Source organism: Bacillus sp. RC51 (assembly GCF_044908115.1).
In the GTDB taxonomy this organism is placed as follows: Bacteria; Bacillota; Bacilli; order Bacillales; family Bacillaceae_G; genus Bacillus_A; species Bacillus_A mycoides.
Genome location: NZ_JBIYCW010000018.1, coordinates 74977 through 99924, shown reverse-complemented (window position 1 = coordinate 99924; position 24948 = coordinate 74977). Strand labels below are relative to the sequence as shown.

At 31.9% G+C, this 24948-nt stretch carries 17 protein-coding genes and 3 pseudogenes; 17 read left to right on the top strand and 3 right to left on the bottom strand.

All coding sequences use genetic code 11. The features are described 5' to 3' along the window. The first annotated feature begins 352 nt into the window (after window positions 1-352). Window positions 353-2050, top strand: coding sequence for a helix-turn-helix domain-containing protein (locus ABH959_RS26010; protein ID WP_002068881.1), 1698 nt, complete (start codon window positions 353-355; stop codon window positions 2048-2050). 183 nt (window positions 2051-2233) lie between these two features. Further along, the gene (locus ABH959_RS26005) at window positions 2234-2884 is read left to right on the top strand and encodes an RpiB/LacA/LacB family sugar-phosphate isomerase (RefSeq protein ID WP_404493372.1); all 651 of its coding nucleotides are present in this window, start codon (window positions 2234-2236) and stop codon (window positions 2882-2884) included. On the opposite strand, the pseudogene ABH959_RS29445 reads toward ABH959_RS26005, so the two are convergent. Then, window positions 2872-3093, bottom strand: a pseudogene (locus ABH959_RS29445) (IS256 family transposase); the annotation flags it as partial. The gene ABH959_RS26005 and the pseudogene ABH959_RS29445 sit on opposite strands and share 13 nt — an antisense overlap. 49 nt (window positions 3094-3142) lie before the next feature. Next, the gene (locus tag ABH959_RS26000; protein WP_002068878.1) at window positions 3143-4840 is read right to left on the bottom strand and encodes a helix-turn-helix domain-containing protein; all 1698 of its coding nucleotides are present in this window, start codon (window positions 4838-4840) and stop codon (window positions 3143-3145) included. A 1321-nt stretch (window positions 4841-6161) separates the two neighbouring features. On the opposite strand from ABH959_RS26000, the gene ABH959_RS25995 reads away from it, so the two are divergent. From ABH959_RS25995 to ABH959_RS25930, 14 genes and pseudogenes are all read left to right on the top strand, one after another. Beyond that, complete coding sequence (locus tag ABH959_RS25995) at window positions 6162-7871, top strand: hypothetical protein (protein ID WP_404493371.1); 1710 nt, start codon at window positions 6162-6164, stop codon at window positions 7869-7871. A 941-nt stretch (window positions 7872-8812) separates the two neighbouring features. Continuing rightward, window positions 8813-9183, top strand: a pseudogene (locus ABH959_RS25990) (ATP-binding cassette domain-containing protein); the annotation flags it as partial. 251 nt (window positions 9184-9434) lie between these two features. Beyond that, a pseudogene (locus ABH959_RS25985) lies at window positions 9435-9518 on the top strand (GNAT family N-acetyltransferase); the annotation flags it as partial. Window positions 9519-9801: 283 nt separating this feature from the next. Further along, entirely contained in the window at window positions 9802-10278 is a 477-nt protein-coding gene (locus ABH959_RS25980) for a GNAT family N-acetyltransferase (RefSeq protein WP_016096899.1), read from the top strand. A 711-nt stretch (window positions 10279-10989) separates the two neighbouring features. Beyond that, complete coding sequence (locus tag ABH959_RS25975; RefSeq protein ID WP_002068787.1) at window positions 10990-12318, top strand: nucleotide sugar dehydrogenase; 1329 nt, start codon at window positions 10990-10992, stop codon at window positions 12316-12318. A gap of 8 nt (window positions 12319-12326) precedes the next feature. Further along, the gene (locus ABH959_RS25970) at window positions 12327-13484 is read left to right on the top strand and encodes a DegT/DnrJ/EryC1/StrS family aminotransferase (RefSeq protein ID WP_242311585.1); all 1158 of its coding nucleotides are present in this window, start codon (window positions 12327-12329) and stop codon (window positions 13482-13484) included. 6 nt (window positions 13485-13490) lie between these two features. After that, window positions 13491-14414: an NAD-dependent epimerase/dehydratase family protein gene (locus ABH959_RS25965; RefSeq protein ID WP_016096897.1), complete on the top strand. Its 924-nt coding sequence runs from the start codon at window positions 13491-13493 to the stop codon at window positions 14412-14414. Further along, on the top strand, window positions 14389-15630 hold the full coding sequence (locus tag ABH959_RS25960) for an aminotransferase class V-fold PLP-dependent enzyme (protein ID WP_404493369.1): 1242 nt from the start codon (window positions 14389-14391) through the stop codon (window positions 15628-15630). Before ABH959_RS25965 ends, ABH959_RS25960 begins: the two co-directional genes overlap by 26 nt. Window positions 15631-15641: 11 nt before the next feature. Further along, window positions 15642-16523 carry a peptidoglycan bridge formation glycyltransferase FemA/FemB family protein gene (locus tag ABH959_RS25955; protein WP_113937380.1) on the top strand — a complete coding sequence of 294 codons (882 nt, stop codon included), beginning with the start codon at window positions 15642-15644 and terminating at the stop codon, window positions 16521-16523. A gap of 3 nt (window positions 16524-16526) precedes the next feature. Next, entirely contained in the window at window positions 16527-17216 is a 690-nt protein-coding gene (locus tag ABH959_RS25950; RefSeq protein WP_085313268.1) for a WbqC family protein, read from the top strand. 6 nt (window positions 17217-17222) lie between these two features. Next, entirely contained in the window at window positions 17223-17900 is a 678-nt protein-coding gene (locus tag ABH959_RS25945) for a PIG-L deacetylase family protein (protein WP_002068796.1), read from the top strand. 11 nt (window positions 17901-17911) lie between these two features. Continuing rightward, window positions 17912-18847: a sugar phosphate isomerase/epimerase gene (locus ABH959_RS25940; RefSeq protein ID WP_242311581.1), complete on the top strand. Its 936-nt coding sequence runs from the start codon at window positions 17912-17914 to the stop codon at window positions 18845-18847. A gap of 131 nt (window positions 18848-18978) precedes the next feature. Next, window positions 18979-20352: a M28 family metallopeptidase gene (locus ABH959_RS25935; RefSeq protein WP_404493368.1), complete on the top strand. Its 1374-nt coding sequence runs from the start codon at window positions 18979-18981 to the stop codon at window positions 20350-20352. Window positions 20353-20872: 520 nt separating this feature from the next. Next, on the top strand, window positions 20873-22147 hold the full coding sequence (locus ABH959_RS25930; RefSeq protein ID WP_085313271.1) for an MDR family MFS transporter: 1275 nt from the start codon (window positions 20873-20875) through the stop codon (window positions 22145-22147). A 179-nt stretch (window positions 22148-22326) separates the two neighbouring features. Here the strand turns inward: ABH959_RS25930 and ABH959_RS25925 are convergent, their stop codons facing one another. Continuing rightward, the gene (locus tag ABH959_RS25925) at window positions 22327-22794 is read right to left on the bottom strand and encodes an RsfA family transcriptional regulator (RefSeq protein ID WP_002068801.1); all 468 of its coding nucleotides are present in this window, start codon (window positions 22792-22794) and stop codon (window positions 22327-22329) included. 301 nt (window positions 22795-23095) lie between these two features. Between ABH959_RS25925 and ABH959_RS25920 the strand changes: the two genes are divergently transcribed. Then, window positions 23096-24736 carry a S8 family peptidase gene (locus ABH959_RS25920; protein WP_404493367.1) on the top strand — a complete coding sequence of 547 codons (1641 nt, stop codon included), beginning with the start codon at window positions 23096-23098 and terminating at the stop codon, window positions 24734-24736. The last annotated feature ends 212 nt before the right edge of the window (window positions 24737-24948 follow it).

The following is a 24948-nucleotide window of genomic DNA, read 5'->3' as shown; positions in this document are numbered from 1 at the left end:
AGCGCAAAAGGAATGCAAGCAAAGAGGAATAGGGAAAAGAAAGAGCAAACGTGTTGCAAGTTGAAGAGGAAAGGAAAGAAAAGCGCAAAAGGAATCAAGCAAAGAGGAATAGGGAAAAGAAAGAGCAAACATGTTGCAAGTTGAAGAGTAAAGGAAAGAAAAGCGCAAAAGGAATGCAAGCAAAGAGGAATAGGGAAAAGAAAGAGCAAACATGTTGCAAGTTAAGGAATTAAGGAGAAGAAACCGCAAAATCTTGTAAATATCTGTTACAATAAATTAAATATAATAGTAGTAAAGATTTTTATGATGAAAACTACTTTGTTGTGATCCATGGTTTAGGGAGGAATATAAAGTGGATAACTTATTACAAATGTTCCGAGATGCATTGCTAATCTCTGAGCCAATTTATAAAACGAACGAGCTATTATGGAATAAGTGGAATGCGTACTTTAAAGATGTTGAAAACAATAATAACAAAGTACTAACCTCACACTATGCTTCTCCATCATTTACTGCATTAGTATCTTGGTTAGAGAAAAAGCAAGAATCCGGAATTACATTAGTACAAATTTATGCGAAGATTGATTCTTATAAGGAAGAAATATATAAGGAAATTGAAGAGTATATAGAAAAAGAATTTCAGAATGTAGCGCATTCAAATTCCATAATATTAGAAAATGATCAAAATATAGATAAGACAAATATAGTGAACCATGAGGATTATTACGAAGTAAATAATTCTGCTGTTTATTATAAACTAAGAGATGGAATTGCAAAGAATCAATTTGAAGAAGATGAAAAAAGTAAAGTCCTACAGTATCCCATTGAAACGAAGTCTTCTAATGGTGTAGCTCAACTTTCTTCACACAAAGACGAGGATTTAAGACTTACAAACAATGAAGAATCAGCTCGATGGAATACCCTTGTTGATGATGTAATGAGTAATATGGATGATTTGACGGCAGACTGTTTAGATGCAATTACAATACAGTGGATAAATGAGGCGAAATCTCCAGATGAATTCATTGATTTTTCATACGAGCAAGTTTTAGAGATGTGCAATATTCCAAAGACAGTCGTTAAAAATAAAGAATATTATCGAGCGGAAGATAAAATTAAAATAGCGAAGAGGATTGCGGCTTTAGCAAGTATTTTTATCTATTTAAATGATGATAATGAGGTCGTAGTACTAAACGATCGTGATGACGAAGGAGAACGAGTAGAATTAAAGCGTGAGGTTATTAAAAGGTTATTTGTTTTAGATTCGGTTGTATTGTGGAGACATAGTGTTACAAACGAATATATGGGGATTGAATCTTGTCGTATTAAGCCAGGTAGTTTTTTAACGAATTATTTATACGGATCAAATAATACAACAGCATTATTGTCAAAAAAAGCACTTGAATACAATAGTTATAGACATAAATATCATAAAAGGTTAATTCGATATTTAACATGGCAATGGAGAATTAGACAAATGTATTCATCATTGAAAAAGCCATATTCTATAGGAGGGGACAAGGGTTTACTATCAGTAATGGATATTCCAAAAGATTGGAAGCCAAATCGAATTAGAGAACAGCTAGAGAATGTTTTAATGGATTTAGAAAATGAGAAGGTAATTTCTCATTGGGAGTATAGTGACCCGCTTGATGAACAACAAGTTGGGAAACGTAACTGGTTTAAAAATTATTACTCTAACTTAGGTATAACTATTTTACCGCCTGAGGAAATGCTACAGTCAATGGATAGTGGAATAGGAAAGAAATTTATAGAGGAACCACAAGATCAATTACCTGTAGTAACAGTTGTTGAAGAGGTTAGGGAGACTGTGGAACCAGTCGAACAAAGAGAGAAGAAAATTCGGGATCAAATACTGAAAGTGCATAATGAAAAAAATGTAAGTATTCGTGAAATAGCAGATGAAGTTAGTATTTCGCCATCTACGCTGTCTAGATTTTGTAATTATAAAACAAAACGCTTGTCTAAAAAAGCATTAGAAAAGTTAACAAAATGGTGTGAAAGACAAGAAATATTAGAGAAGATGTAACGTAGACTAAAAACTACTTATAGAAATAGTTATAAATAAAATATTGGGATTGTCAAGAAATCTGTGTAAGTTTTTGAAACGAACACAGAGAATAGCAAATATTAAGGCAAGATCGCTTCTGTCTTTTTTATCTTCTTTTGACTTTCGGTTTGTGTGATAATTAAATCGAAAGGTCGTGGAAGAATGAAGATAGCGGTGATACAAGCAAGTACCCAAATTAGCAAAAATGAACTGATTTTTGAAGGGACAAAAAGGGCTGTGGCGAGGCATGGATATGAAGTGCTCAATTTTGGTGTTACAGTTGAAGAATCCGAGTTAAGCTATATCCAAGTGTCCTTAGCTGTTGGTCTACTTCTAAATTTAGGTGCAGTTGATTTTGTCGTCACTGGATGTAGTAGCGGTGTTGGTATGTCGATTGCCTGTAATACACTTCCGAATGTCATTAGTGGTTATCTGCCAACTCCAACAGATGCGTTCCTATTCGGTAGGATAAATAACGGAAACTGTGCATCACTGCCACTTGGATTGAACTTCGGTTGGGCGGGCGAATTAAATCTTCGCTTCACGCTTGAGAAACTATTTGAAGAACCGTTCAATACTGGGTATCCTGAAGAATCCGCCGAACGAAAGAAACGTGATGCAGAACTTTTTAAAGCAATCAAGAGTTTTTCACATCATGGCATCGTTGAGATTCTAAGTCAGATAGATGGAGCCGTTATTAATCCTGTTCTTCAAAAGCAAGATTTAGTGGAATTCCTCTTGCGAAATGGCACCAACACAGATATATCAAATTATCTTATCGAACAAACGAAGCATTTAAATTACGATAGGTAAATACTGTATTTTTTCAATACGTTTTGGCGAATTTATCGTTATCTATAAGTTGATTCAACACCATTGACCACTTGCGGATATGACCGACATTCCATTTGTTTTGGATTTCTTTTACACGTAAAAACAGAACTTTTATTAAGGCGTTTCCGGTCGGGAAAGCGCTTTTTCGTTATCTTACGGAAACTTGAATTGACACATTCGGCAACATTACACTCTCTAAAAAAGAAGCAGGTACCTCTTAAAGGTATCTGCTTCTTTTCACATAGATTCTATAATCATTTGTCTTTCATACCACTTGTTAAGTTTTTCATTAACACTTTTTGAAATGCGTTTCATTTTTTTATTACAAAATCTTGATAGCGTAGCAGGGGATAAACCTATTTCATCTGCTATCTCACGCATTGTTTTATTTTGATGCATATGCTGATGCATGATTTTTTCCCGAATCATATCCTCTGATCCTATAGTAGTTTGTTTTACTGTATCTGCAGTATAAGGTTCTTCCTGCTTCTCTTGCATATCTATTGTTTTTTTCTTCACCATACTATCTATATTATTCATCAATTCTTTTGGAGGTAAGATAATGATTCCCAACTTTTCATAGTAATTCTTAAACCAATTACGTTCGCCTATCTTTGTTTCATCCAATTCTTCTGCATATGCCCAATGTGAAATGACATTTTCTTTTTCTAAGTCAATTAAAACATTTTCCAGTTGTTCTCGGATTCGAGTTGGGCGACCCTTCGTTGTTTTAATACCTATTACAGATAGTAGACCTTTTTCTCCACCAATGGAGTATGGCCTTTTTAAAGTACTGTATTGTTGACGAATTCGCCACTGCCAAGATAAATAACGTATTAAACGTTTATGAAACTTGTGTCTATAGCTATTATACTCTAATGCTTTTTTCGACAATAAAGCAGTTGTACTATTAGATCCATACAAATAACCTGATAAGAAACTACCTGGCTTAATCTTACAGGATTCTATTCCCATGTATTCATTAGTATTCTTATCTCTCCATAACACTACAGAATCAAGTACGAACAGCCTTTTGATTACTTCACGTTTCATTTCGAATTGTTTCCCAGTTTCTGCTTGATCGTTCAATACTACAACTTCATTATCATCATTCAAATAAATAAAGATACTAGCTAAAGCTGCAATACGTTGTGCTATTTTTATCTTATCTTCTGCGCGATAATACTCTACACCATTTGCGGATGCTTTTGGCATATTGCACAATTCCAATACGTTTTCATAACTAAAATCTATGAATTCATCTGGTGATTTAGCTTGATTTAGCCACTGGATTGTAATGGTATCCAAACAATCTGCTGTAAGGTCATCCATATTACTAATTACTCCATCGACCAATATGGACCATCTCTCTGCTTCGTTTGTGTTAACTAGTCTCAAATCCTCATCCTTATGTGAGGATAGTTGTGCAACTCCACTTGAATTTTTCGTTTCTAATGGCAATACCGGTTTTGCTACTGCTTCATCTTCCTCAAAATGATTTTTTGCTATTCCATCACGTAATTGATAGTACATTGCGTCATTAGTTACAGGATAGTAATCATCCGATATATCTGCTATATGTTCTTTTACCTGACTATCTTCAAAAATTGAAATTTGAGTTGGCTCAACTGCTTCAACTTTTCCTCCGAATTCTTGTTCAATGATCTTATCTAGTACATTTTGAATCTCAATTTTATATTTATCCAGATTGGCATAAATGTTCAATACCGATACTCCTTGCTCTTGTTTCTGACCTAACCAAGAAACAAGCGTTGAAAAGGAAGGGGACATATTAGCAGATGTTACTAATTTATCGTGATTCTCTTGTACTTCTTTATAATATTTATTCCATTTGCCCCATAACTGCTTATTTTCTTCATAAATTGGAGCAGCAAGTAGGAGGGCATCACTGAACAATACTAATACTTTTTCCATATTTAAATACCTCCTAACAATGTTAATTACAAACATAATTTGCATCTTAAAAATGTGAAACGTCATAGCTATATGATGGCTACATAGCCTTGAAGTTAAAATATTATCAGAATAGTCCTTACAAGTATCAGCTTTCTTATACAATCTAATTATGGACTCATTTAATTTCTTCTGTGCTTGTCTTTATTATATAAAACTGTTTCTATTTGTAAAATTACTACTTTACAATACAGTTTCAATTTTTAAAAGTAAATTAACTATTTACACTGATTTTCTTCCTACAGCTTAGATAACTTACTACATTAGGTTACACCCTTTATAACCAGCTGCTTCTTACTTGAAATCATACAGCCTTATCATGGCTATAACTCCTTACTTGAAATCATACAGCCTTATCATGGCTATAACTCTTTACTTGAAATCATGCAGCCTTATTGTGGCTATAACTCTTTACTTAAAATCATACAGCCTTATCATGGCTATAACTCTTTACTTGAAATCATGCAGCCTTATTGTGGCTGCAATTCCTTATCTTTAATTAGACATAGCTCTATTGTGGCAACAATTTAGTAATTTATGAAACGTTATAGCTATATGATGGCTACAACTCTTAAAAAATGAAACGAGCATGCCCTGATCATTATCCTTCTAAAAAAAATTTTATTCTATATGATTTTATGATAAACGTTGATATAAAGCCATTTCATAAAATATGATTGAAAACTCGATTAAACCATTATAGCTATATGATGGCCACAACTATCATCATAAAAAATCACGAAAACCCTTATATACCAAGGGTTACAGCGGTTTTTTATATAAGTTAAGTTGTTTTGAAAACATGAAACGCTATAGCTATATGACGGCAGGAAATATGAAATAAAATGAAACGTTTATAGCGGTATGATGGCTACAACTTTTCAAATAAAAGCAAATCTATATCCCTATATAACAACGTTTCTGTGGTATTTACAAAATATTATTATTCAACCAAAACATGAAACGTTATAGCTATATGATGGCTACAACTTTAAAACGAAATCAGCGAAAAACCCTATTAAATCAATGCTTAATAAAGATTTACTACAATTTATACTACGTTTCATATTTACTAAACTTCATAGACCTATGGTGGCAACAAACTTTTTTTCATGAAACGTCAAACCCCTTGTCGCACAAGGGATTGAGGCACGTTTCATTTTTTTGTTTTTCCTCTTAAAGGGACAGATTTCACCAGCATTCGATTTGATATAATCAAAAATGTAATTCTATACCTAATTGTGGGGAAAACTGCAACTTAAAATAAAAGGAGGTGAAAAAGATGGAAAAACCTTTCGTTATAAAGAACAAACGTAGTTTGAATGGTGAAACAACAACACCGGTAATTGTAACAATTAAATCATGGCAAAAGTTAGTAGAAGCTTTGGAAGGTAGGTATTACAGTTTTAAAGATACTTATTTAGAAGACATTGTGAAGTCAATGTCCTATGAAGAACGAATTGCAGATGAAGAGGGGTTTGTTGAACAAGCAAAGCCATCTTTTTCACTGAAAATGAAAAAAGTTTTAGATAAAGTAAGTGTATTTGATAAAAATGAGGGCAGAAAACATAAGCTATATGGTATTACAAATGCTGATTTAGAAGTATTTCTATTTCTTTATAAAAAATGTAATATATATGGTGAGCTTTCGCATGTATCGATCCACATGCTTTGGGAAGATTATAAAAATTATAAAGAAGCATTTGCACATATTCACCACTCACAATTTTATGTGGCTTTGAAGAAGTTAAGTTTCCATAACATCATTACAATCGAAAATGAGTACAGTGGTAAATATAAAATCATCTTAACTGATTTCATGAATAAGGAAACGAATAAAGCAAATGCATATACATTTATTAGCCCGATAGTATTTACCAAAGAATTCTTTGAGTTATCCATTGCAGCTAAGAAACTATTCATGGATGTAGCAATGCAGCAGAAACGCGAAACTACCCTGAAACGTTCTTTATTCAAAGTTGATGAACAAGGAAACTCAACACACTTTGGTGGTATGTATCGTTACTTACATAAGAAATACCCACATCAGATTCGTGCTGTACTTGAGGAATTAGAAACAAAACTTTCTGCTACTGGATCTCCTTTATTTAAAATTTGCAAGTTAGAAAAAGGGAAGAGGAATAAAAAGCAATACACAACATTGCATTTATCTGTACATCCTGATTTCTTATGCGCGAAAGAAGAAGGAGCAGAATACCGTGATCCATTTACACCACGAGATACATATAAGCGTAAAGTTAAATTCATTGAGAACTTGTTAGTTGAAATGAATATTGCTGAATTTGCAAAGGATATGAACCAATTCATTAACGTTTTAAAACACTCTTGTCATCGTCAAATTCGCCAAGTAGTTCGTGGATTACGAGAAATAATTGATCGACAAGAAGGATATCCGAAAAAGCTTGTTTATACACTAAGTAAATTATTAAAGCAATCTTCTCAATATCGTGTATTAGACACAGCCGCTAAAACTGGTATTTATCCTTTAATTACACACAATGTACCAAAGCATGAACAAGAAGAGGCCATTTTTAAATTTGGTACTCATTTTGCTATATACTCTTTACGCAATGTTCAAAAGCTATTCCGGAAAGCGCATGACCTGCTTCATGCGAAATATGCTGTACCTGTAACCATAGATGCTTATCACCGTAATTACATGCAGTATCAAGAGGAATCACTATTTAGGAAATATGCTTATGAGCAAGGAGTAAATATTAACGCATATACAGCATTAGAAATTGAAATTCGCGAACTATTAAAATCTAGTGGGCATAAAGGAAATCAAATCCCTAGCGATATTCGTGAACTGTTCATTGAAAAAATTGATAAATTGCCGAAGGAAAAGATTCGTGTAATTGAGGTCGCTGAAGACTTTAATTTAATTCAGTTTCTACAGTCCTTAGAAGCATATTACCGTTCAACTAGTGAAGTACCGCATACGGTCGATCAGCTGCTTCCAGCAATGTAAAGATAAAGCTCTCTATTTTTGAAAAAACAAAAGTGGAGGGCTATTCGTATTGGAGATAACATGTGGAATGCATTACTTCAAACAAAACAGAGAGAAAGTTTTCAATCTTAATGATTACGACTCTCTATTTTTTATGCAATTACATACATTGCACGTGGAACAAAATGAGATATTCACAATTTCCGAGTTGAAGAATCTGAATTTTTATTTTTTTATGCCATTTCATCTACAAAAAAGCATAAATATTTTTTATTATTCTGTTGATATCTTAATAATTTTGTCCTGATGTGTATAATAGAAAGCTTTAAGTACTGTTCTTATCATGTTCTATCTCTAAATCTACTTAAAATCAGAAAAAATTCTGTTAGTTATGTTTAAAAAGTGGATTCTGTTCCTAACTATGACCAATTTGTTAATAAATTGGTCATAGTTTTTAAGAAATGTGGAAAGTTTGTTCGTAAGTCAGCGAAATTTGCATTTATTATTTATTCATTCACTCGAATCAAATTAACGATGATTATATGTAGATTTTATATACCTACTTTACGATATTTTGTAGTTTTTAATCATCATCCAGCTCATTAAGTACGTTCCCAGTATTTACTTTTTATGATTTTTTGCGGCTAGAGTAATTATGAACCCTTAGCACAGCACTGTTTTAACACTCTTTTCCCTCTGTATAAAAGTATTATCTTTTTTCTTTATATATTAAAGATATATATTATATTAGGTTTTAATATTGTTTAATGCTTACTATAGAGAATAGGTCCTGTGTAAAACCAATTTCATTTCTTAATGGAATTGGTTCTTTTATGTACTGTAATAAACATTTTATTTAGTATTAATCATTCCTAAAAAACTTTGATATAAAATATAAATTTTTTTATATTCTCTTAGATTTCCGAAAAAAGTAAATCATACTTAAAGTAGATAGTTGATTAATGGAAATTACAGGTGTGAAGGTACAAAATAAAAAAGCAAGAGCATTAGAATTATTAGAGAAGGTAGGACTCACAGAAGTAGAAGCGAACCGAAACGAAATGTCTTGCAACTAAGTGGTGGACAACAACAACGTGTAGCAATTGCTCGAGCACTATCTTGCAATGTCGATTTATTGATTGCTGATGAACCAACAGGAAACCTTGATGGAGAAACAGCAAATGAAATTATTGAGTTGTTTCAGGAGCTCGCTCATCAAGAGGATAAATGTGTAATTGTAGTTACGCATTCACAAGAAGTTGCAAAAAAATCGGATCGGGCAGTTTATTTAAGGAAAAAGAAGTTAGTAGTAAACGAAATTAATAATATTTAAGAAAAAAGCTAATTTCGTTCTTAATACACGTAATTTTCAAAATTAAAATTTATGGCTGTTAATATTTGTTATATAATATAATTGTCAAAGCATTACCCCTGTAATTTCTATGATGAATCTGTAAGATAGTTTGTTTGTCTCGTATATTCATCTGAAACTAAAAAGAACTTGTAGAGATTCCTACAAGTTCTTTTTGTTTTAAGGGTTAAATGTGGATTTGAAATAAAGTTACGATTTTTTGAGGGGAGGGAATAAATGTAAAAGTTTGTAAAAAAGAGAGGTTTTTAATACGAAAATTTGAGTTCAAAGATTGGCAAGCTGTCCATGAGTATACGCCATCAGGTGGTTTTGGTGCTACATGGCAAGAAGAAATGAAAAAACAGAAATAAAATAACATATATACCTATTATGTGGATTAATTGGTAAATTTATAGTTTCTATCATATTTTATGATATTTATTCTATAAAATTCGAAAAGATGACAGAGTGTTGGAAACCCAAGAGGATTTCTCAACACTCTGTCTATTACTAAATATTAATATTGTTGTTGATATTGTCTTATAAGAAGGAATTCATTTAAGATATTAATTGAAAATATTAATTGGGAGGATGTTAGAAATGGAATTAAATAATTGGGATGGAATTAGTATAGAAAAAGGTACAAGTATTAACATGGAAGAAATGGAGTTATTATTACTAGCTGATCCCTCAACAGAAGTAGTTAATGGGTATCTTAAAAAGGGGGATTGTTTTGTTTTAAAAAAAGGTGCTGTTACTGTGGGTATTATGATTTTAATTCCTACTCGAACTGAAACAATTGAGATTATAAATATAGCAGTTTCCGAAAAAGAGCAAGGAAAAGGATATGGGAAATATTTACTTAGATTTGCTATAGACTATGCTAAAAAAGAAGAATATAAAACTATAGAAATAGGCACGGGGAATTCTAGTTTAATGCAATTAGGCCTTTATCAAAAATGTGGTTTTAGAATAACCAGTGTGGATAAGGACTTTTTCTTACGCAATTATAATGAAGAAATATATGAAAATGGTATTCAATGTATGGATATGATTAGGTTAACGCAAAATATATAAAAATTATTTGTACATAAAAATCGCAACGTCCATTAAATGTGGAGAGTTGCGATTTTTTGATGTAATGCGTCATTATGATTTGTGGGTAGTAAGAGCGAGTATATGTATTTGTGAATTATTACAAGATAAACAAGTGTTAATAAATGTATCTGTTATGTCAACAATTTGAATATATTTCAAATTGTTTTTTATAATTCAGATAGATTTTTTTCCATTAATTTTAATAAAAAGTAAAAAATATGAAATTCATCCGTTTTAGTTATAATTAAATATTCATTTGAATAATCGTTATGTGTAATTTATTGGATAATTATGAGTGTAATTTTTACTTTATTATGGGATGAAATTCTTACTAAATGTAGATATAACAACTATTATGTCGTTTCAATGATATAAAAATGTACAGTTATTAAAATTAGAATTTTCATAATAATAAATATTATTATGTATTGAGAAAGTAAAAAATTAGAAAAAAATCAATTGAATCCCATAAAATAACGTGTGAATATTATAGATATAAGAAAACACTTTGATGTTTGAGGTGATTTTTCTACAAATTTAAATGCTTATTACATTAGGAGGAATGATAGTATTAATAATTTAGTTTGTTGCTAATTCAGTATTTTATATGCATCCATGGGCTTTTAGAACGCACAGTTCTTATTTGCTAGTAAGAATTTTAATATTAAATTTCTGGGGAAGTGATAAGTAATGGTCACTGCATTAAATAATGAAATTAAAAAATCATTAGTTGAAAAAATTGTGAATAAAAGTGCGTGTATTGGATATATTGGTCTGGGATATGTTGGACTACCATCGGCTCTTAAATGTTTAGAAGCGGGTTATGAGGTAAGAGGATTCGATAAAAGCACAGCTAAAATAGAAAAATTAGAATGTGGAACAAGTTATATCAGTGATATACAGGATACCGAAATCCAAGATGCTTTACATACAAATAGGTTTTTTATTAGTACAGAAATGAAATATATAAATGGATGTGATGTTGTCGTTATATGTGTTCCTACTCCTTTAGAAAAAGATAGTAAACAACCAGATTTAACATATATTCATTCAGCAGCTAATGAAATAGTCAAGTACATTAGAAAGGGTACATTAGTCATTCTAGAAAGTACTACTTATCCAGGTACAACAAGAGAAGAGATTTTATATAAATTAGAACATGAAACCAATTTTGAAATTGGTACAGATATTTTTGTAGCATACTCTCCAGAGAGGATTGACCCTGCGAATAAATCATTTTCAATCCAAGATATTATTAAAATTGTAGGGGGAGTTACGTCTAATTGTACAGATTGTGCTGCAGCCTTTTACAGTAACCTAATTAATGGGATCCATAAGGTCAGTAGTCCAGAAGTAGCAGAGACAGCAAAGTTATTAGAAAACACTTACCGTTTTATAAATATTGCTTTTATTAATGAAATGACACAAATATGTAATGAATTAAACATTAATATTTGGGAAGTAATTGATGCCTCTGGGACTAAGCCGTTTGGATTTCAAAAATTCTATCCAGGTCCTGGTGTAGGAGGACATTGTATTCCAATTGATCCTATATATTTTAAGTGGATTGCAAATAATAAAGATTTGGCAACAAGAATGATTGATGTAGCACAAGAAATTAACGAAAACATGCCAAATTATATTATTAAAAGGGCATTACAGTTACTACAAGATGAAGATGGAAAGAATGTTCTTATGATTGGCGTAGCATATAAGAAAAATGTTAACGATGCTAGAGAATCGTCAGCTTTGGATATTATGAATGGTTTAATGCTAGAAGGGTATAACGTCGATTACCATGATCCATTTATTGAGGATCTAATTGTGGACAATCATAATGTGAAAAAATCTATCGATTTAACTATGAATGCATTAAATAAATACCATTTAATTATTGTTCATACGGATCATGATTGTATTAATTTTAATTTGTTCAATGAGGCAAATTGCTTAATTTTAGATACAAGAAACATATTTAAAGATGAATCAATATATAAAAAAAATATTATATGTTTGTAGGTGATTATATGGTAGAATTTATTCCTTTTTATCGACCAGAAATAAATGATGAAGATGTTGAGGGAGTTATTCGTGCTCTTAAGTCTGGATGGCTTTCAAAGGGGCCAAAAGTGATAGAGTTTGAAGAGAATTTAAAAGAATATCTAAATACTGAACATGTAGTAAGTTGCAATTCAGGGACTGCGGCGTTACATTTAGCGTTATTGTCTTTGGGGATTGGATTAGAAGATGAAGTAATAGTTCCAAGTTTTACTTTTTGTTCAAGTGTAAACGTTATTATGCATGTAGGTGCAAAACCAGTATTTGTAGACATAGATGAAGAGGATTTATGTCTTGACCTCCATGATGTTAAAAGAAAAATCACTAAAAAAACTAAAGCCATTATTGCAGTTCATTTTGCTGGATACCCAGCCAAATTAAAAGAACTTCAAAAGATATGTAAAGAACACGGCTTATTTCTGATAGAGGATGCGGCTCATGCATTAGGAACTAAGTATGATGATACTTTGATTGGTACACATGGAGATATTATTTGTTTTAGTTTTTATGCTACTAAAAATATAACAACAGGTGAAGGTGGAGCGTTAGTCACTAAAAATGAGGAGATTGCTGAAAAAGCTAGATTATATGGTTGGCATGGCATCACCAAGAATGCATGGAATCGTTATGGCGAAAAAGGAAGTTGGCGTTATGATGTTCTATTACCTGGATTTAAGTATAACATGATGGATCTACAAGCTAGCTTAGGTATTAGTCAGTTAAAAAGAGCTGATAAAATGATTGAAAAACGAAAGAGAATAGCGGAAATATACCAGGAAGAATTAAAAGAAATCCAAGAGTATATAACATTACCTAACTATGTAAACAATCCAAGTATAAAACATGCATGGCATTTATTTGTTATAAAGATTAATCCTAATTCTCCTATCAGTAGAGATCAGATGATTCAAGAAATGAAAAAGAGAAATATTGGGCTGAGTGTTCACTTTATTCCCGTTCATATGCATCCATATTATCAAGAGAGATTTAATGTACATTTACCCAAAACAGAAGAAGTATTTGATCAAATTATTTCATTACCATTGTATAGTGCACTTACAGAAAATGAGGTTGAACATATCGTTACATCTTTAAAAAGTTTATACCAATTAAAGGTAGGGAGGTAAATATTTATGAAGATAGGAGTTATTGGTGGCGGTGGATTTATTGGTAAACATGTTACAAAGGAGTTAATAGCAAGAGGTTATGAAGTAATTATATTTGATAAATTTAAACCAAGTATTGATGTTCCTTTTGAAGAAATTGATATCTTAGATATTGCGACATTAAGAGAAAAGCTTATTAATGTGGATGGGGTCATACATTTAGCTGCATTAGTAGGTGTTGATAATTGCCGTTCAAATGAAGAAGATGTAGTCAGGGTGAATTTTGAAGGCACGAAAAATATTGTAGAAGTTTGTATAGAAAATGGAATAGATAAGTTATTATTTTCTTCTAGTTCCGAGGTGTATGGGGATGGTGTGAGTGTTCCGTTTAAAGAAAATGATGTCAAAATTCCCAAATCAGCTTATGGAAAAGCTAAATTAATGTCAGAAGATTTTTTGAAAGAATATGCTAATAATAGTTTTAAAGTCAGAGTGGTACGTTATTTTAATGTATACGGTTCACAACAAAATGATAACTTTGTGATTTCTAAGTTTTTAAAACAAACTCATAACGGCGAAAATATTACTATTTATGGGGACGGACAGCAAATTAGATGCTTTAGTTATATTAGCGATATTGTTAACGGAACTATATTAGCATTTGAATATGAAGGAGAGAATTTTGCTGATTTTAATATAGGAAATAACAAGCCTATATCTATGGAGGAATTAGCGGGAAAAATCAATGAGTTAATGGGAAACAAAAGTGAAATTGAATTTCTTAATTTAGGAGATGAGGGAGTAAGAGATTCTAACATAGAAATATTTAGAAGAATCCCTTCGATAGAAAAAGCTCAATTATTATTAAACTATCAACCAGTTATTTCATTAAATAAAGGGTTAGAGATAATAATAGAGGAGAAATATGGAAACACAGTATCTATATCCTAAAAACCCCAAAAAAATTAAGTATCCAATATATCCTTCTTTTTGGAGTATATTTGATCATATATATTTTTTGAAAAGTATATATAGATCCAATCATTCTAATCTAAAAGAGAGTTTACAAACTCTCTACCCTAATTCCGAAATTATATTAACTAATAGTGGTTCGTCGGCATTAGTAGCAGGGTTAAAGTATCTAAAGATAAAAAAAGAGGATGAAGTAATTTTATCAAATTTTAATTGTCCTAATGTAATAGAGGCTGTATTAACAGTAGGAGCAAAACCTGTATTAATTGATTTGACTACTGATTACTCACTTTCTCTTAATAAAATAAAAAAATACTCAAATGAAAATACAAGAGCAATTATTCTTACACATGTGTATGGATGTCATGAAGATTTAGAGGTTATTAATTGGGCCAGAGACAATGATATTTATATAATTGATGATGCAGCACAAGCAATGTTCTCTTATCAAAACGAAAAATTAATTGGTAGTTTAGGTGACATTGGAATTTTAAGTTTTGGGGGAACTAAACCCATCCCAAGTATAGGGGGAGGAGCATTACTTCTTAATCGTACGGTAAATGACTTGTGTAATATGGATGAAGAAAAGAAAGAAGAAGTGCTTTTAGATTATAAAAACCACCTGAAAACGCAATTAGCTTTAAGAATTAAGAAGAGTAGGCTACTGAGTTTATTTACTGATTATTGGGAAAAGTCAGGGATTATTCCTTCTTATAATGATAGCAAATTGGATTCTTTGCCAGAGGAAACGGAAGTTATATATCCAAAAACAATGTCCACATTACGCTCATTGCTAATTGATAAACACTTAAAGAGAACGAAAAAGATTTTAGAAATTAATATATGTAATGCCAGTTTGTGTTATACGATGCTGCAATCAATTGAAGAAAAGTACGGGGTAAAGATTATATTTTCAGCTCAGAATGTTTATTTGAACTATTTCACTATTATTTTCAAAGAACCCTCTGATAGATATGAGTGTTCCGTATATTTGGCGGAAAAAGGAATACAAACTTGTTGGAATTATCTACCTTTAGGTGAAATCCCTATCTTTTCCAATTATGCCACAGAGTCAAAAAATATAGAATTTTTATGGTCTAGAGTATTATCAATACCTTTTAAATATCCTTTAAGGAAAAAAGACCTTAAGTATATATGTAGTCAAATTCTAATATATTTAGAGAAAAAGAAGTAAAAGGTGATTATATGGAAATCGAAATATGTACTGATGCCCAATATTGGGATACTTGTATGGAAGAATATAATGGTTCCGTATTCCATTGTTATGAATGGGGAAAATTAATGGAATTATTACCTGGTGTTCAATTTTTTCCAGTATTAATAAAAACAAGGGGTACAGTAGTTTTATCTCCTATATATGTACAGGATGGTAGGGTGCTGGGAAGTTTAATTGGTTATGGAGGCCCTGTAATCATTGGCCAAGATAAAATAGATTTTGCATTTTATGAATCGATAATAAATAGGAAGTTTGAAAATAAAATTCAAAAGCTTTTATTACCTATAACAATAAATCCTTTTCAAAGTTATAGTGATGAAAAGTGGGAGTATAAAGAAACTTATATGTTAGATCTACCAAATAATTTTGAGGATTTATGGACATCGTGTTCAGGAAAAGCTAGGACAAGTGTTAGATATGCCCGTAAACAGAGTGTTGAAATTCGGCCTATAGCCTTAGAAGAATTAGATGAATTTTACAATTTATATCAGGAACATAATAACAGTATAGGAGCGAGTTATTCATTTAGTAGAGAGTTTTTTTATTATTTATTTATAAATTTAAAAGAAAGAATCCTTTTCTTAGGAGCATTCTTAGAAGAAGAACTAATTAGTTCCAGTATATTTATAATGGATAAACAAGTTTTATATTACTGGATTAATATTAATAATATCAAAGGGAAAAATACACAATCTTCATACTTACTACTAAATGTTGCGTTTGAATTAGCAATTCATAATAAATTAAAGTATGCGGATTTAGGCTATTCACATAATAAAGGGATTGCTAGACCTAAGATATACTGGGGAGCAGCTTTGAAAAAATGTTTTTGTTTAAAAGAGAGGATTTAAACTATGATTATTAGTGGCCACCAACCAAGTTATTTACCTTGGTATGGTTTTTTTGAAAAAATTCATAAATCGGATGTGTTTGTATTTCATGATATAGCACAATTTGAAAAGAAAGGTTTTTTAAATAGAAATCGTATTAAAACTTCCCAAGGAGTATCCTGGTTAACGGTTCCGATGCAAATGAAAAATTATAAAGAAATCCCATTGAATAAGTTAAAGATAGATAATACACAAGATTGGGAGAGAAAGCATTGGAAGACAATAAGAATTAATTACTCTAATGCGCCCTATTTCAATGTATACAAGGATTATCTAGAGGGTTTTTATTCAGAAAAATGGGACAATCTTAACAGTCTAAATATGAATTTTATTCATTTTATTATTCGAGAATTAAATATTGATACGGAATTATATTATGCATCAGAGATAGAGGGTATTACAGGGAAAAAAAGTGATTTTGTACTAGAGCTTTGTCAAAAGTTTAATGCCAGTACTTATTATTCTGGAAGTTTAGGTCAAGATTATTTAATAGAAAGTGATTTTGAGCATGAAAATATAGAAATCATGTACCAAAGGATAAGAGAGTATTCTTATCCACAGTTATTTGGTGAGTTTATACCGCATTTATCTATGCTAGATGTTTTGTTAAATTGTGGTCCAGAGGAAACAGAAAAATTAATTAAAGGAGTTTAAAATCATATGAATGTACTAGTATTTGCTGCACACCCGGATGATGAAATTATTGGTGTTGGTGGAACAATAGCAAAACACGTGGAACAAGGTGATGATGTACATGTTGTAATCCTTGCAGAGGGGAAATCTTCGAGATCTAAAGAATACAGAGAACTAGATTTAGAGGTTAAGAGCCTGTCTTATAAAGAAACGGAGGGGGCATGTACTACACTTGGTGTAACAAGTTTTGCGAGGTTAGATTTTCCTGATAATCGTCTTGATACATTGCCATTACTAGATGTTGTAAAAGAAATTGAAGAGCACATTAATAAAATAAACCCTACGATTATTTATACTCAATATGGTGGAGATATAAATATCGATCATACTGTTGTTTATAGAGCAGTGATGACAGCTACACGACCTCTACCAAATAGTAATGTTAAATGGGTGTTTGCATATGAAACCTTATCTTCTACTGAGTGGAATTATAATGAGAAAGATAAGTTTCTTCCTAATTATTTCGTAAATATTGAAGAACATTTGGAGACAAAATTAAATGCGATGAAACATTATGAATCGGAGTTAAGGGAATTTCCTCACCCACGTTCAATAGAAGCAATGAAGCACAATGCTTTTGTATGGGGAGCAAAGTCAGGATATAAAGCGGCTGAAGCATTTATGTTAGTAAGAGGAACATGGTAGGTGAAGAGAATATGTTAATACCACAGGTACCATTCTTTGGATTAGATAGCAAACAAATTGATTTAAAATGGGTTGAACAAGGTTATGGATTAGAAGCAAATATTTTTGATGGAGAATCTTTACATGATAAGTCATATACAACAAAGTTTTCAGATGTACTTTCTTTTGTTCAAACACTTAATCCATCTTTATTAACCTTGCATTTTCCAACTGATAATGCAGACTATTTAAATAGTGAATTTATAAAAAAACAGTTATATGAGTTTATTAATCTTGCTATAAAATATAACGCAGCAGGTATAACAGTTCATGCTAATCAATTTATGAACATAGCAGAATTTCAGACTTATAATCTTATTGATAATAGAAAAAGAATTATAGAGTTCTTTAAAATGATAGATGAGGAAATAAAAGGAACCAATATATGGATAGGTGTTGAAAACTTACCCATCATTGGAAACTTAGGTGATGACTTTGATCCTATATTTGTATACCCAGAAGATTTTAATGACTTGGTAAATTTGGATTTATCTAATGTTGGAATAACGTGGGATATATGCCATTGGTCTATCACTTATCTTACACGTCTAGGAATTTCTAAATTATTAAGACAAGAGGAAATTGAGTATAAAGACTTTCATAAGTATATAAATTTAATGGATCATATCAAACATTTACATTTTAGTTCTTTTAAACATTTGACGATTCCTTATAGTGAGGTACGCTGCTTTGAGGGAGAAAGTCCGACTAATGGTTCTATTAATGAAAATTTATTACATGAAACTTTATTAAAAGTAAAGAATCAAGTTTCAAGTAGAAATATAGGAATTGTATTTGAAGTACAGGAGACTGATTACACAAATAGAGTGAAATCATGGGAGACTCTTAATTGGTTCCAAAAGAATATTACTGGCGTACAAGCAAACTCGAATTTTTTAAAGATATAAAAAGAGTTACTGCTTTAATATCATAACAAGTAATTTGAGTTAGAGATGATTTTAGTAAACCTTTTCTTCTAAATAAGTATGTTAGAAGGAAAGGTTTTACTATTAATGTTTTCTAATAAAAGGGAGGACAAATGAAAAAATTAGCTATTACAAAAAAAATCATTGTAAGTTTTGGAATTCTATTGCTTTTCTTTTTTAGTAATCCATATGGAGAACCAGTAAAAGTAAATGCTATGGTTAATAATAATCTGTATTCTCCTGTAACAGAAAAAGTTCGTGCTAATCGTGCCATTGAGCATATACGTTTTCTTTCTGAAAAAATTGGTCCACGGCCAAGTGGGACTATGCAAGAACATAGAGCAGCTAAATACATTGGAGATACATTGCAGAAATTAGGATATGAGGTTGAGTATCAAGCATTCCCTGTACCTGATCAATATATTGGAAGTATTTCTTTTAGTATGTATGGGGAAAAAGATTGGCAGGTTGGGGCCGCATCTAATGCATTTATATCTACAAATCCAGTGGTTGGCTCGGTAGTTTTTATAGGAAAAGAAACCAATATTAATAGTTTACCTGAGTCGATCCATGGGAAGATAGTATTATTAGAACAAGCCGATACTATTGAAAAATATAATGAACAGGTTGAGCATGTAGCGATAAAGGGAGCAAAGGGTGTGTTGTTATATAGTACGATTGGGGATAGAGGGAACTATGGAGAAGCTTTTAATCCAGTTTTAAAAAAGAAACAATCGATACCTGTATTTGGGCTTGCCTATAATCAGGGGATTAGAATGAAAGAAAAGTTATTACATAATCACAATGTAGTCAGTTTAAAGGCAAAGCAAGAAGTAAATTTACGCTCATCAAATGTTATTGCGAAAAAAAAGCCTAAACATACGACAGGTGATGAGGAAGTAACAATAATGAGTGCTCATTATGATAGTGTTATTGGGGCACCTGGAGCAAACGATAATGCTTCTGGAGTAGGGCTTTTATTAGAGTTGGCTTACAATTTTAAAGATATAGAGACTAATAAAGAAATTCAATTTATTGCTTTTGGAGCGGAAGAAAATGAATCTTTAGGAGCTTATCATTATGTTAATCAGTTATCTGCTAAAGACAAAACACGTATTCGAGGAGTGTTTAATGCAGATATGATTGCAACAAGTTATTATCAGGCTAAGGATTTATATGCAATGACGTTAGATGGCTCTCAAAATGAAGTAACAAATACTGCTGTAGCTACTAGTAAAGAATTGAGGAAATCGGTTGTGTTGACTGGAAAGTTTGATTCTAGTGATCATGTACCATTTAATCAAGCAGGAATTCCCTCTGCTTTATTTATATGGATGGATGTAGAGAGTTGGGATCCTCTTATTTATCATGTTGAAAGGGTTTTCCATACACCTCAAGATACCGTTTTAGAGAACATCTCGGCTCAACGTATGCAAGATGCACTGGAGATTATTGGTACGAGTTTATATTATTTTATCAAAAGATAAGTATTTTTATGAATTGGTAGCTTATTTTGCTAAATTTAGATTTTGGTAAAAGTGTTATAAAGCTCTTTACTTGACACTCCCACCCCTAAAGGGGCCAGCTGACTAACGTCAGTGGGATTCTTGCTACCAAAGGCGAAGTCCATTTCTGGTATCGCTGACGTGCAAGATTGCGGTGTGCCATCACCACTCCCACAACAGACCATATAGGTTCGTGGGCTACGGTACTGTGACCATACCATACAGATTATTGGTTCTCAAATGTTTTTACGTCTTTTGCATGACGACTTAATACATTTTACGGAGTAGAAGAATTTGCTACCCCAACCTCATATGTATTCTGTTTTCAGAGAACAGTCGTTTTAGAGTCTTTTGCATGACTATAAATAAAGTATACCATGTTTTGCTATGCAAAAACGCTGCTTTCATCCCACGTCTAAAGACGGACTAAAGTCCTGCGTGGGCTTTCACGCTTCATAAATTCTGTAATAAAAAATATACAGTGAGCATAGGTGAGATATATATGAGAAGTACATGGAAAGAGTTCAAGGGGATGGACCTTAATGTATGGATTCGCTTTATTGGAGAAGCTTTAAATGGTATTGCAATGATGATGTTAATGCCATTTTTTGCATTATATTTAAAGGATAAAGTAGATTCTTTGCTTGAGGTAGGTGTGATCATAGCTTTATCTCCAATTGCAGCAAGTATAGGCTCGTTAATTGGAGGACATATAGCAGATACTTATGGCCGGAAACCAACTATGGTACTCTCTATGGCCAGTAATGGGTTATTAATGCTGTTTTTTTTGTTCATAGATGGTTTTATAGCATATGCAATCTTATCTATCGGTTTAGGGTTATGTAACTCTTTTTTTGAACCAGCCGCATCTGCGATGGTTACGGATGTAACAGAACCAGAAAAAAGAACTGAGGCATATGGATTACTTAGAATGGCTCATAATATAGGAGCAGCGATAGGTCCTATAATTGGCGCAGCAGTTGTAGTTGTATCAAAAGATGTCATCTTTTTGATTACTTCTGGAACCATGCTGTTTTATACAATATTAATGGTACTGTTTTTAAAGGAAACAAAACCTAAAAATGTCATGATACATGAAGAAACACCTGGAAATTCAATAAGATCCACATTAAGAGTTGTTATAAGGGATAGGATATTACTTTTCTATATAGTTACAGGAATCATTATATTTATGGGATTCTCGCAATCGGAAGGTATGTTACCGCTTCATTTTAGTAATGAGAAGACAATGATTTTTGGAAATAGTAATCCATTTCCATATTTAATGACGTTAAATGGCCTATTAGTTGTTTTTTTTCAATTTCCCATTTCAAAATGGTTAACTCACAAATCGATTGGGAAATCAATGCTATATGGCGCAATTCTTTTTGGTATTGGTCTTTTGGCAATAGGATGGTTACCAAAGTGGTTTCAAGTAATAAACACAAACGATTTAGTTATTTTAGTTTCATTATTAATAGCTTATACAGTTTATACTTTAGGAGAAATGATTATGTCACCTGTCCAAATGACTTTCGTTGCTAATTTAGCTCCAGAACATTTGAGGGGTACTTATATGGGAGCCGCTAATCTGCAGTGGATTACAGGTAATATATTAGGGCCTCTTTTAGGCGGTTTATTACTGGAGCATCTTCTAGGGCATATATTATTTACAATCTTAGGTGTGGGATGTGTTATGTCTGGATTTGTTTACTTATTATTAGATAAACTTGTTGAGAATAGAAGTAAACAGATACCTATAAAACAAACATCTTAATTTTAAAAGTGTTATCAAGTTGAAAAAAATTTCTATTTTATGAATTAAGTAAAGCGCACGTTTATTAACAATAAACGTGCGCTTTGCTTATTATCATTTATAATGTATTGAAATTAATTCATACATAGTAACTTTGACAGGCTACGGTTTTAATATGATAAAAATTAATTTGATTCTTCTTAGTCGACTACAATCAGGTTTCTTGTCTTATCGATATGGTTAATTAACATACGATACTCTTCTTCGTATGTAGTTAACCGTTGGAGAAGGGATTTATTCTCTGCCGTTAAATATTCAATTTGCTGTTGTAAATCGTTCACTTCACTCACTGCTTTATAATTTTGTAGAAAGATAATAATGTCATCTAATGTAATAGATAAAGAGCTTGTTTCTTTTGTTTGTTGGATGGGGGACTTGTTATTTCCAGTTTTTTGATTTTGTTTAGCCTGTTGTATTTCTTCTTCGTATTGTTTTCGTACGCATGAGTTCCAACGAAATCCGCAAGCAGCAGGTGTCCTAGCTAATTGCTTAGCTACCTCTTTAAATGCAGCTAATTGTGTTCCACCGTCACGAATATTTTGAAGTACTATTGTTGCGAGAAGTGAATCGTTATCGTTAGTCCAGGAATCTTGTCTTGAAATTACCATTTTTCAATCCCCCTTATATGCCTTTAATTACATATATGCAATTACTTAAAATGATAGAAGTCCAACTTCTCTTAAAATGTAAAGGTTTTATACTTAAATAAGAGATCGGTTTAATATGAGGAGAATAAGACTCATATTAAAATAATTAGGAGTAAGTTGATCGAAGTATACCCTCTTTAAAATGCGAAATTGCATAAAAAATAAGGTTGACTATTTATTATAGTTGTAACTATACTGGTTACGGTAATGTAACTAAAGTAATAGATTTGAAGGCATGAATAAATTAAAAGAGGTGCACGATTTGAAAATTTTTAAGGGAATTCTAGTTTCTTCAATTGCATTAACCGCATTTAATGGGGTGGGCGGACTACTCTCAAGTGAAAAATCAGAAGTTGCCTACGCAGCTAGTTACAATTATTCAAATAAGCAATTGAATTCTATTGTACATAAGCAAGTTACTAAACAATTAATTTTGAAATTTAAAAATGAAGCAAAATTGCCATATCAGGATGGGATAGAAAAATTCATTAAAGAAGAAAAGCAAGACCCTGAATTAATTGGAATTTTAGCCGAATATCAAAATGTGACTATAAATCGACTTTTTAGTTCTTTAAATCCTATAGAAATTAAAAATCTAGGTAAAGAAATAAAAGACTCTGATCATATTTCTTCTAATTTGCTAAACTATTATATTGTAGAAACCCAAGGTGATATTGATGTACAAGCATTGCTTGTACAATTTGGGAAATCATCTCTTGTTGAAACGGCATATTTACAGGAAGAAGAAGCTCCACCTGAAGAGCGTTTATCCAATTTATCAGTTAATCCATATGATGAACCTAGACTTACAAGGCAAGGTTACCTTGAACCAGCACCATTAGGAATCAATGCACCTTATGCCTGGAGTATAAAAGGTGGAGATGGAAAAGGAACAACTTTTGTAGATATGGAGTATGGCTGGTTATTTAGTCATGAAGATTTAGTGAATCAGAAGATTGAATTGATGTCCGGACAGAACAAGAGTGAACACCATGATCATGGTACCTCAGTCTTAGGAATTGTTTCTGCAGAAGATAATAAAATAGGTGGAATTGGGATTGCACCAAAAGCTAAGGTAAAGGTTGTATCTCAGATTAGAGACAACGGTATGTATAATACAGCTGATGCTATATTAAGTGCGGTTAACAATATGCAAGCTGGAGATATTCTTTTATTAGAAGCTCAAGCAACTTATGAAGGATATGGAGATAAGAACTATCTTCCTGTAGAAGTAAAACCGGATATATTTGATGCAATTCGTCTGGGAACAAATAAGGGAATTATTATTATTGAAGCAGGTGCAAACGGCGGAAATGACTTAGATCAATTTAGAGACCGTAATGGTAAACAAGTTTTAAATCGTAATAGTCCTGATTTCAAAGATTCAGGGGCGATTATAGTTGGAGCAGCTTCTGCAAGGGTCCCTCATAAACGTTCATATTTCTCTAATTATGGTAGTAGGGTAGATGTATATGGATGGGGGAATGCAGTGGATACAACAGATGCTAAACCACGTGAATTTATGACAAATCAATATACTTCTAGCTTTAGTGGAACATCTAGTGCATCACCTATCATTGCTGGTGCTGCTGCATCAATTCAAGGAATTACAAAAACTAATCTGGGAAAAGTATATACACCAAGCCAGCTTAGAGATATTTTAAGTGATCCTAGTACAGGAACGAAATCCAATGATCCAGCCTCTGATAAAATTGGTGTTTTACCTGATTTAAAAGCCATTGTATCTAAACTTGACTTTTCGCCAAACTTAAGCAATGATTCTTCCATTGTATTTCCAGAGGAACAAGAAATAAATAAAGGGAATGAAGGAACTACTATTACATTCCCGAAAGAGGATTCCGCTAATAGCGAAGGGAACTCTAACTTCATTTTCCCAGAATAATTGTAGAAATACTTTCTATTTAGTATAAAGGAATCTTATGTAACTAGTTGCTTATGATACTAGTGAGATAGGCTCTTATGTGTAATAGCATGAGAGCCTGTTTGTTGTACTTTTAACTAAAAGAGAAAAATGCTTTAATCAATTTTTTCAAAATGACTTCTATTTATTTTTATAAGAGTTCACATAATTGTTAGCTCCTTTTTTAGCATATA

Excerpts from the sequence above, each read along its gene's own strand:
- ABH959_RS26005 (WP_404493372.1), top strand. The coding sequence starts at position 2,234 with ATGAAGATAGCGGTGATACAAGCAAGTACCCAAATTAGCAAAAATGAA.
- ABH959_RS26000 (WP_002068878.1), bottom strand. The coding sequence starts at position 4,840 with ATGGAAAAAGTATTAGTATTGTTCAGTGATGCCCTCCTACTTGCTGCT.
- ABH959_RS25995 (WP_404493371.1), top strand. The coding sequence starts at position 6,162 with ATGGAAAAACCTTTCGTTATAAAGAACAAACGTAGTTTGAATGGTGAA.
- ABH959_RS25980 (WP_016096899.1), top strand. The coding sequence starts at position 9,802 with ATGGAATTAAATAATTGGGATGGAATTAGTATAGAAAAAGGTACAAGT.
- ABH959_RS25975 (WP_002068787.1), top strand. The coding sequence starts at position 10,990 with ATGGTCACTGCATTAAATAATGAAATTAAAAAATCATTAGTTGAAAAA.
- ABH959_RS25970 (WP_242311585.1), top strand. The coding sequence starts at position 12,327 with ATGGTAGAATTTATTCCTTTTTATCGACCAGAAATAAATGATGAAGAT.
- ABH959_RS25965 (WP_016096897.1), top strand. The coding sequence starts at position 13,491 with ATGAAGATAGGAGTTATTGGTGGCGGTGGATTTATTGGTAAACATGTT.
- ABH959_RS25960 (WP_404493369.1), top strand. The coding sequence starts at position 14,389 with ATGGAAACACAGTATCTATATCCTAAAAACCCCAAAAAAATTAAGTAT.
- ABH959_RS25955 (WP_113937380.1), top strand. The coding sequence starts at position 15,642 with ATGGAAATCGAAATATGTACTGATGCCCAATATTGGGATACTTGTATG.
- ABH959_RS25950 (WP_085313268.1), top strand. The coding sequence starts at position 16,527 with ATGATTATTAGTGGCCACCAACCAAGTTATTTACCTTGGTATGGTTTT.
- ABH959_RS25945 (WP_002068796.1), top strand. The coding sequence starts at position 17,223 with ATGAATGTACTAGTATTTGCTGCACACCCGGATGATGAAATTATTGGT.
- ABH959_RS25940 (WP_242311581.1), top strand. The coding sequence starts at position 17,912 with ATGTTAATACCACAGGTACCATTCTTTGGATTAGATAGCAAACAAATT.
- ABH959_RS25935 (WP_404493368.1), top strand. The coding sequence starts at position 18,979 with ATGAAAAAATTAGCTATTACAAAAAAAATCATTGTAAGTTTTGGAATT.
- ABH959_RS25930 (WP_085313271.1), top strand. The coding sequence starts at position 20,873 with ATGAGAAGTACATGGAAAGAGTTCAAGGGGATGGACCTTAATGTATGG.
- ABH959_RS25925 (WP_002068801.1), bottom strand. The coding sequence starts at position 22,794 with ATGGTAATTTCAAGACAAGATTCCTGGACTAACGATAACGATTCACTT.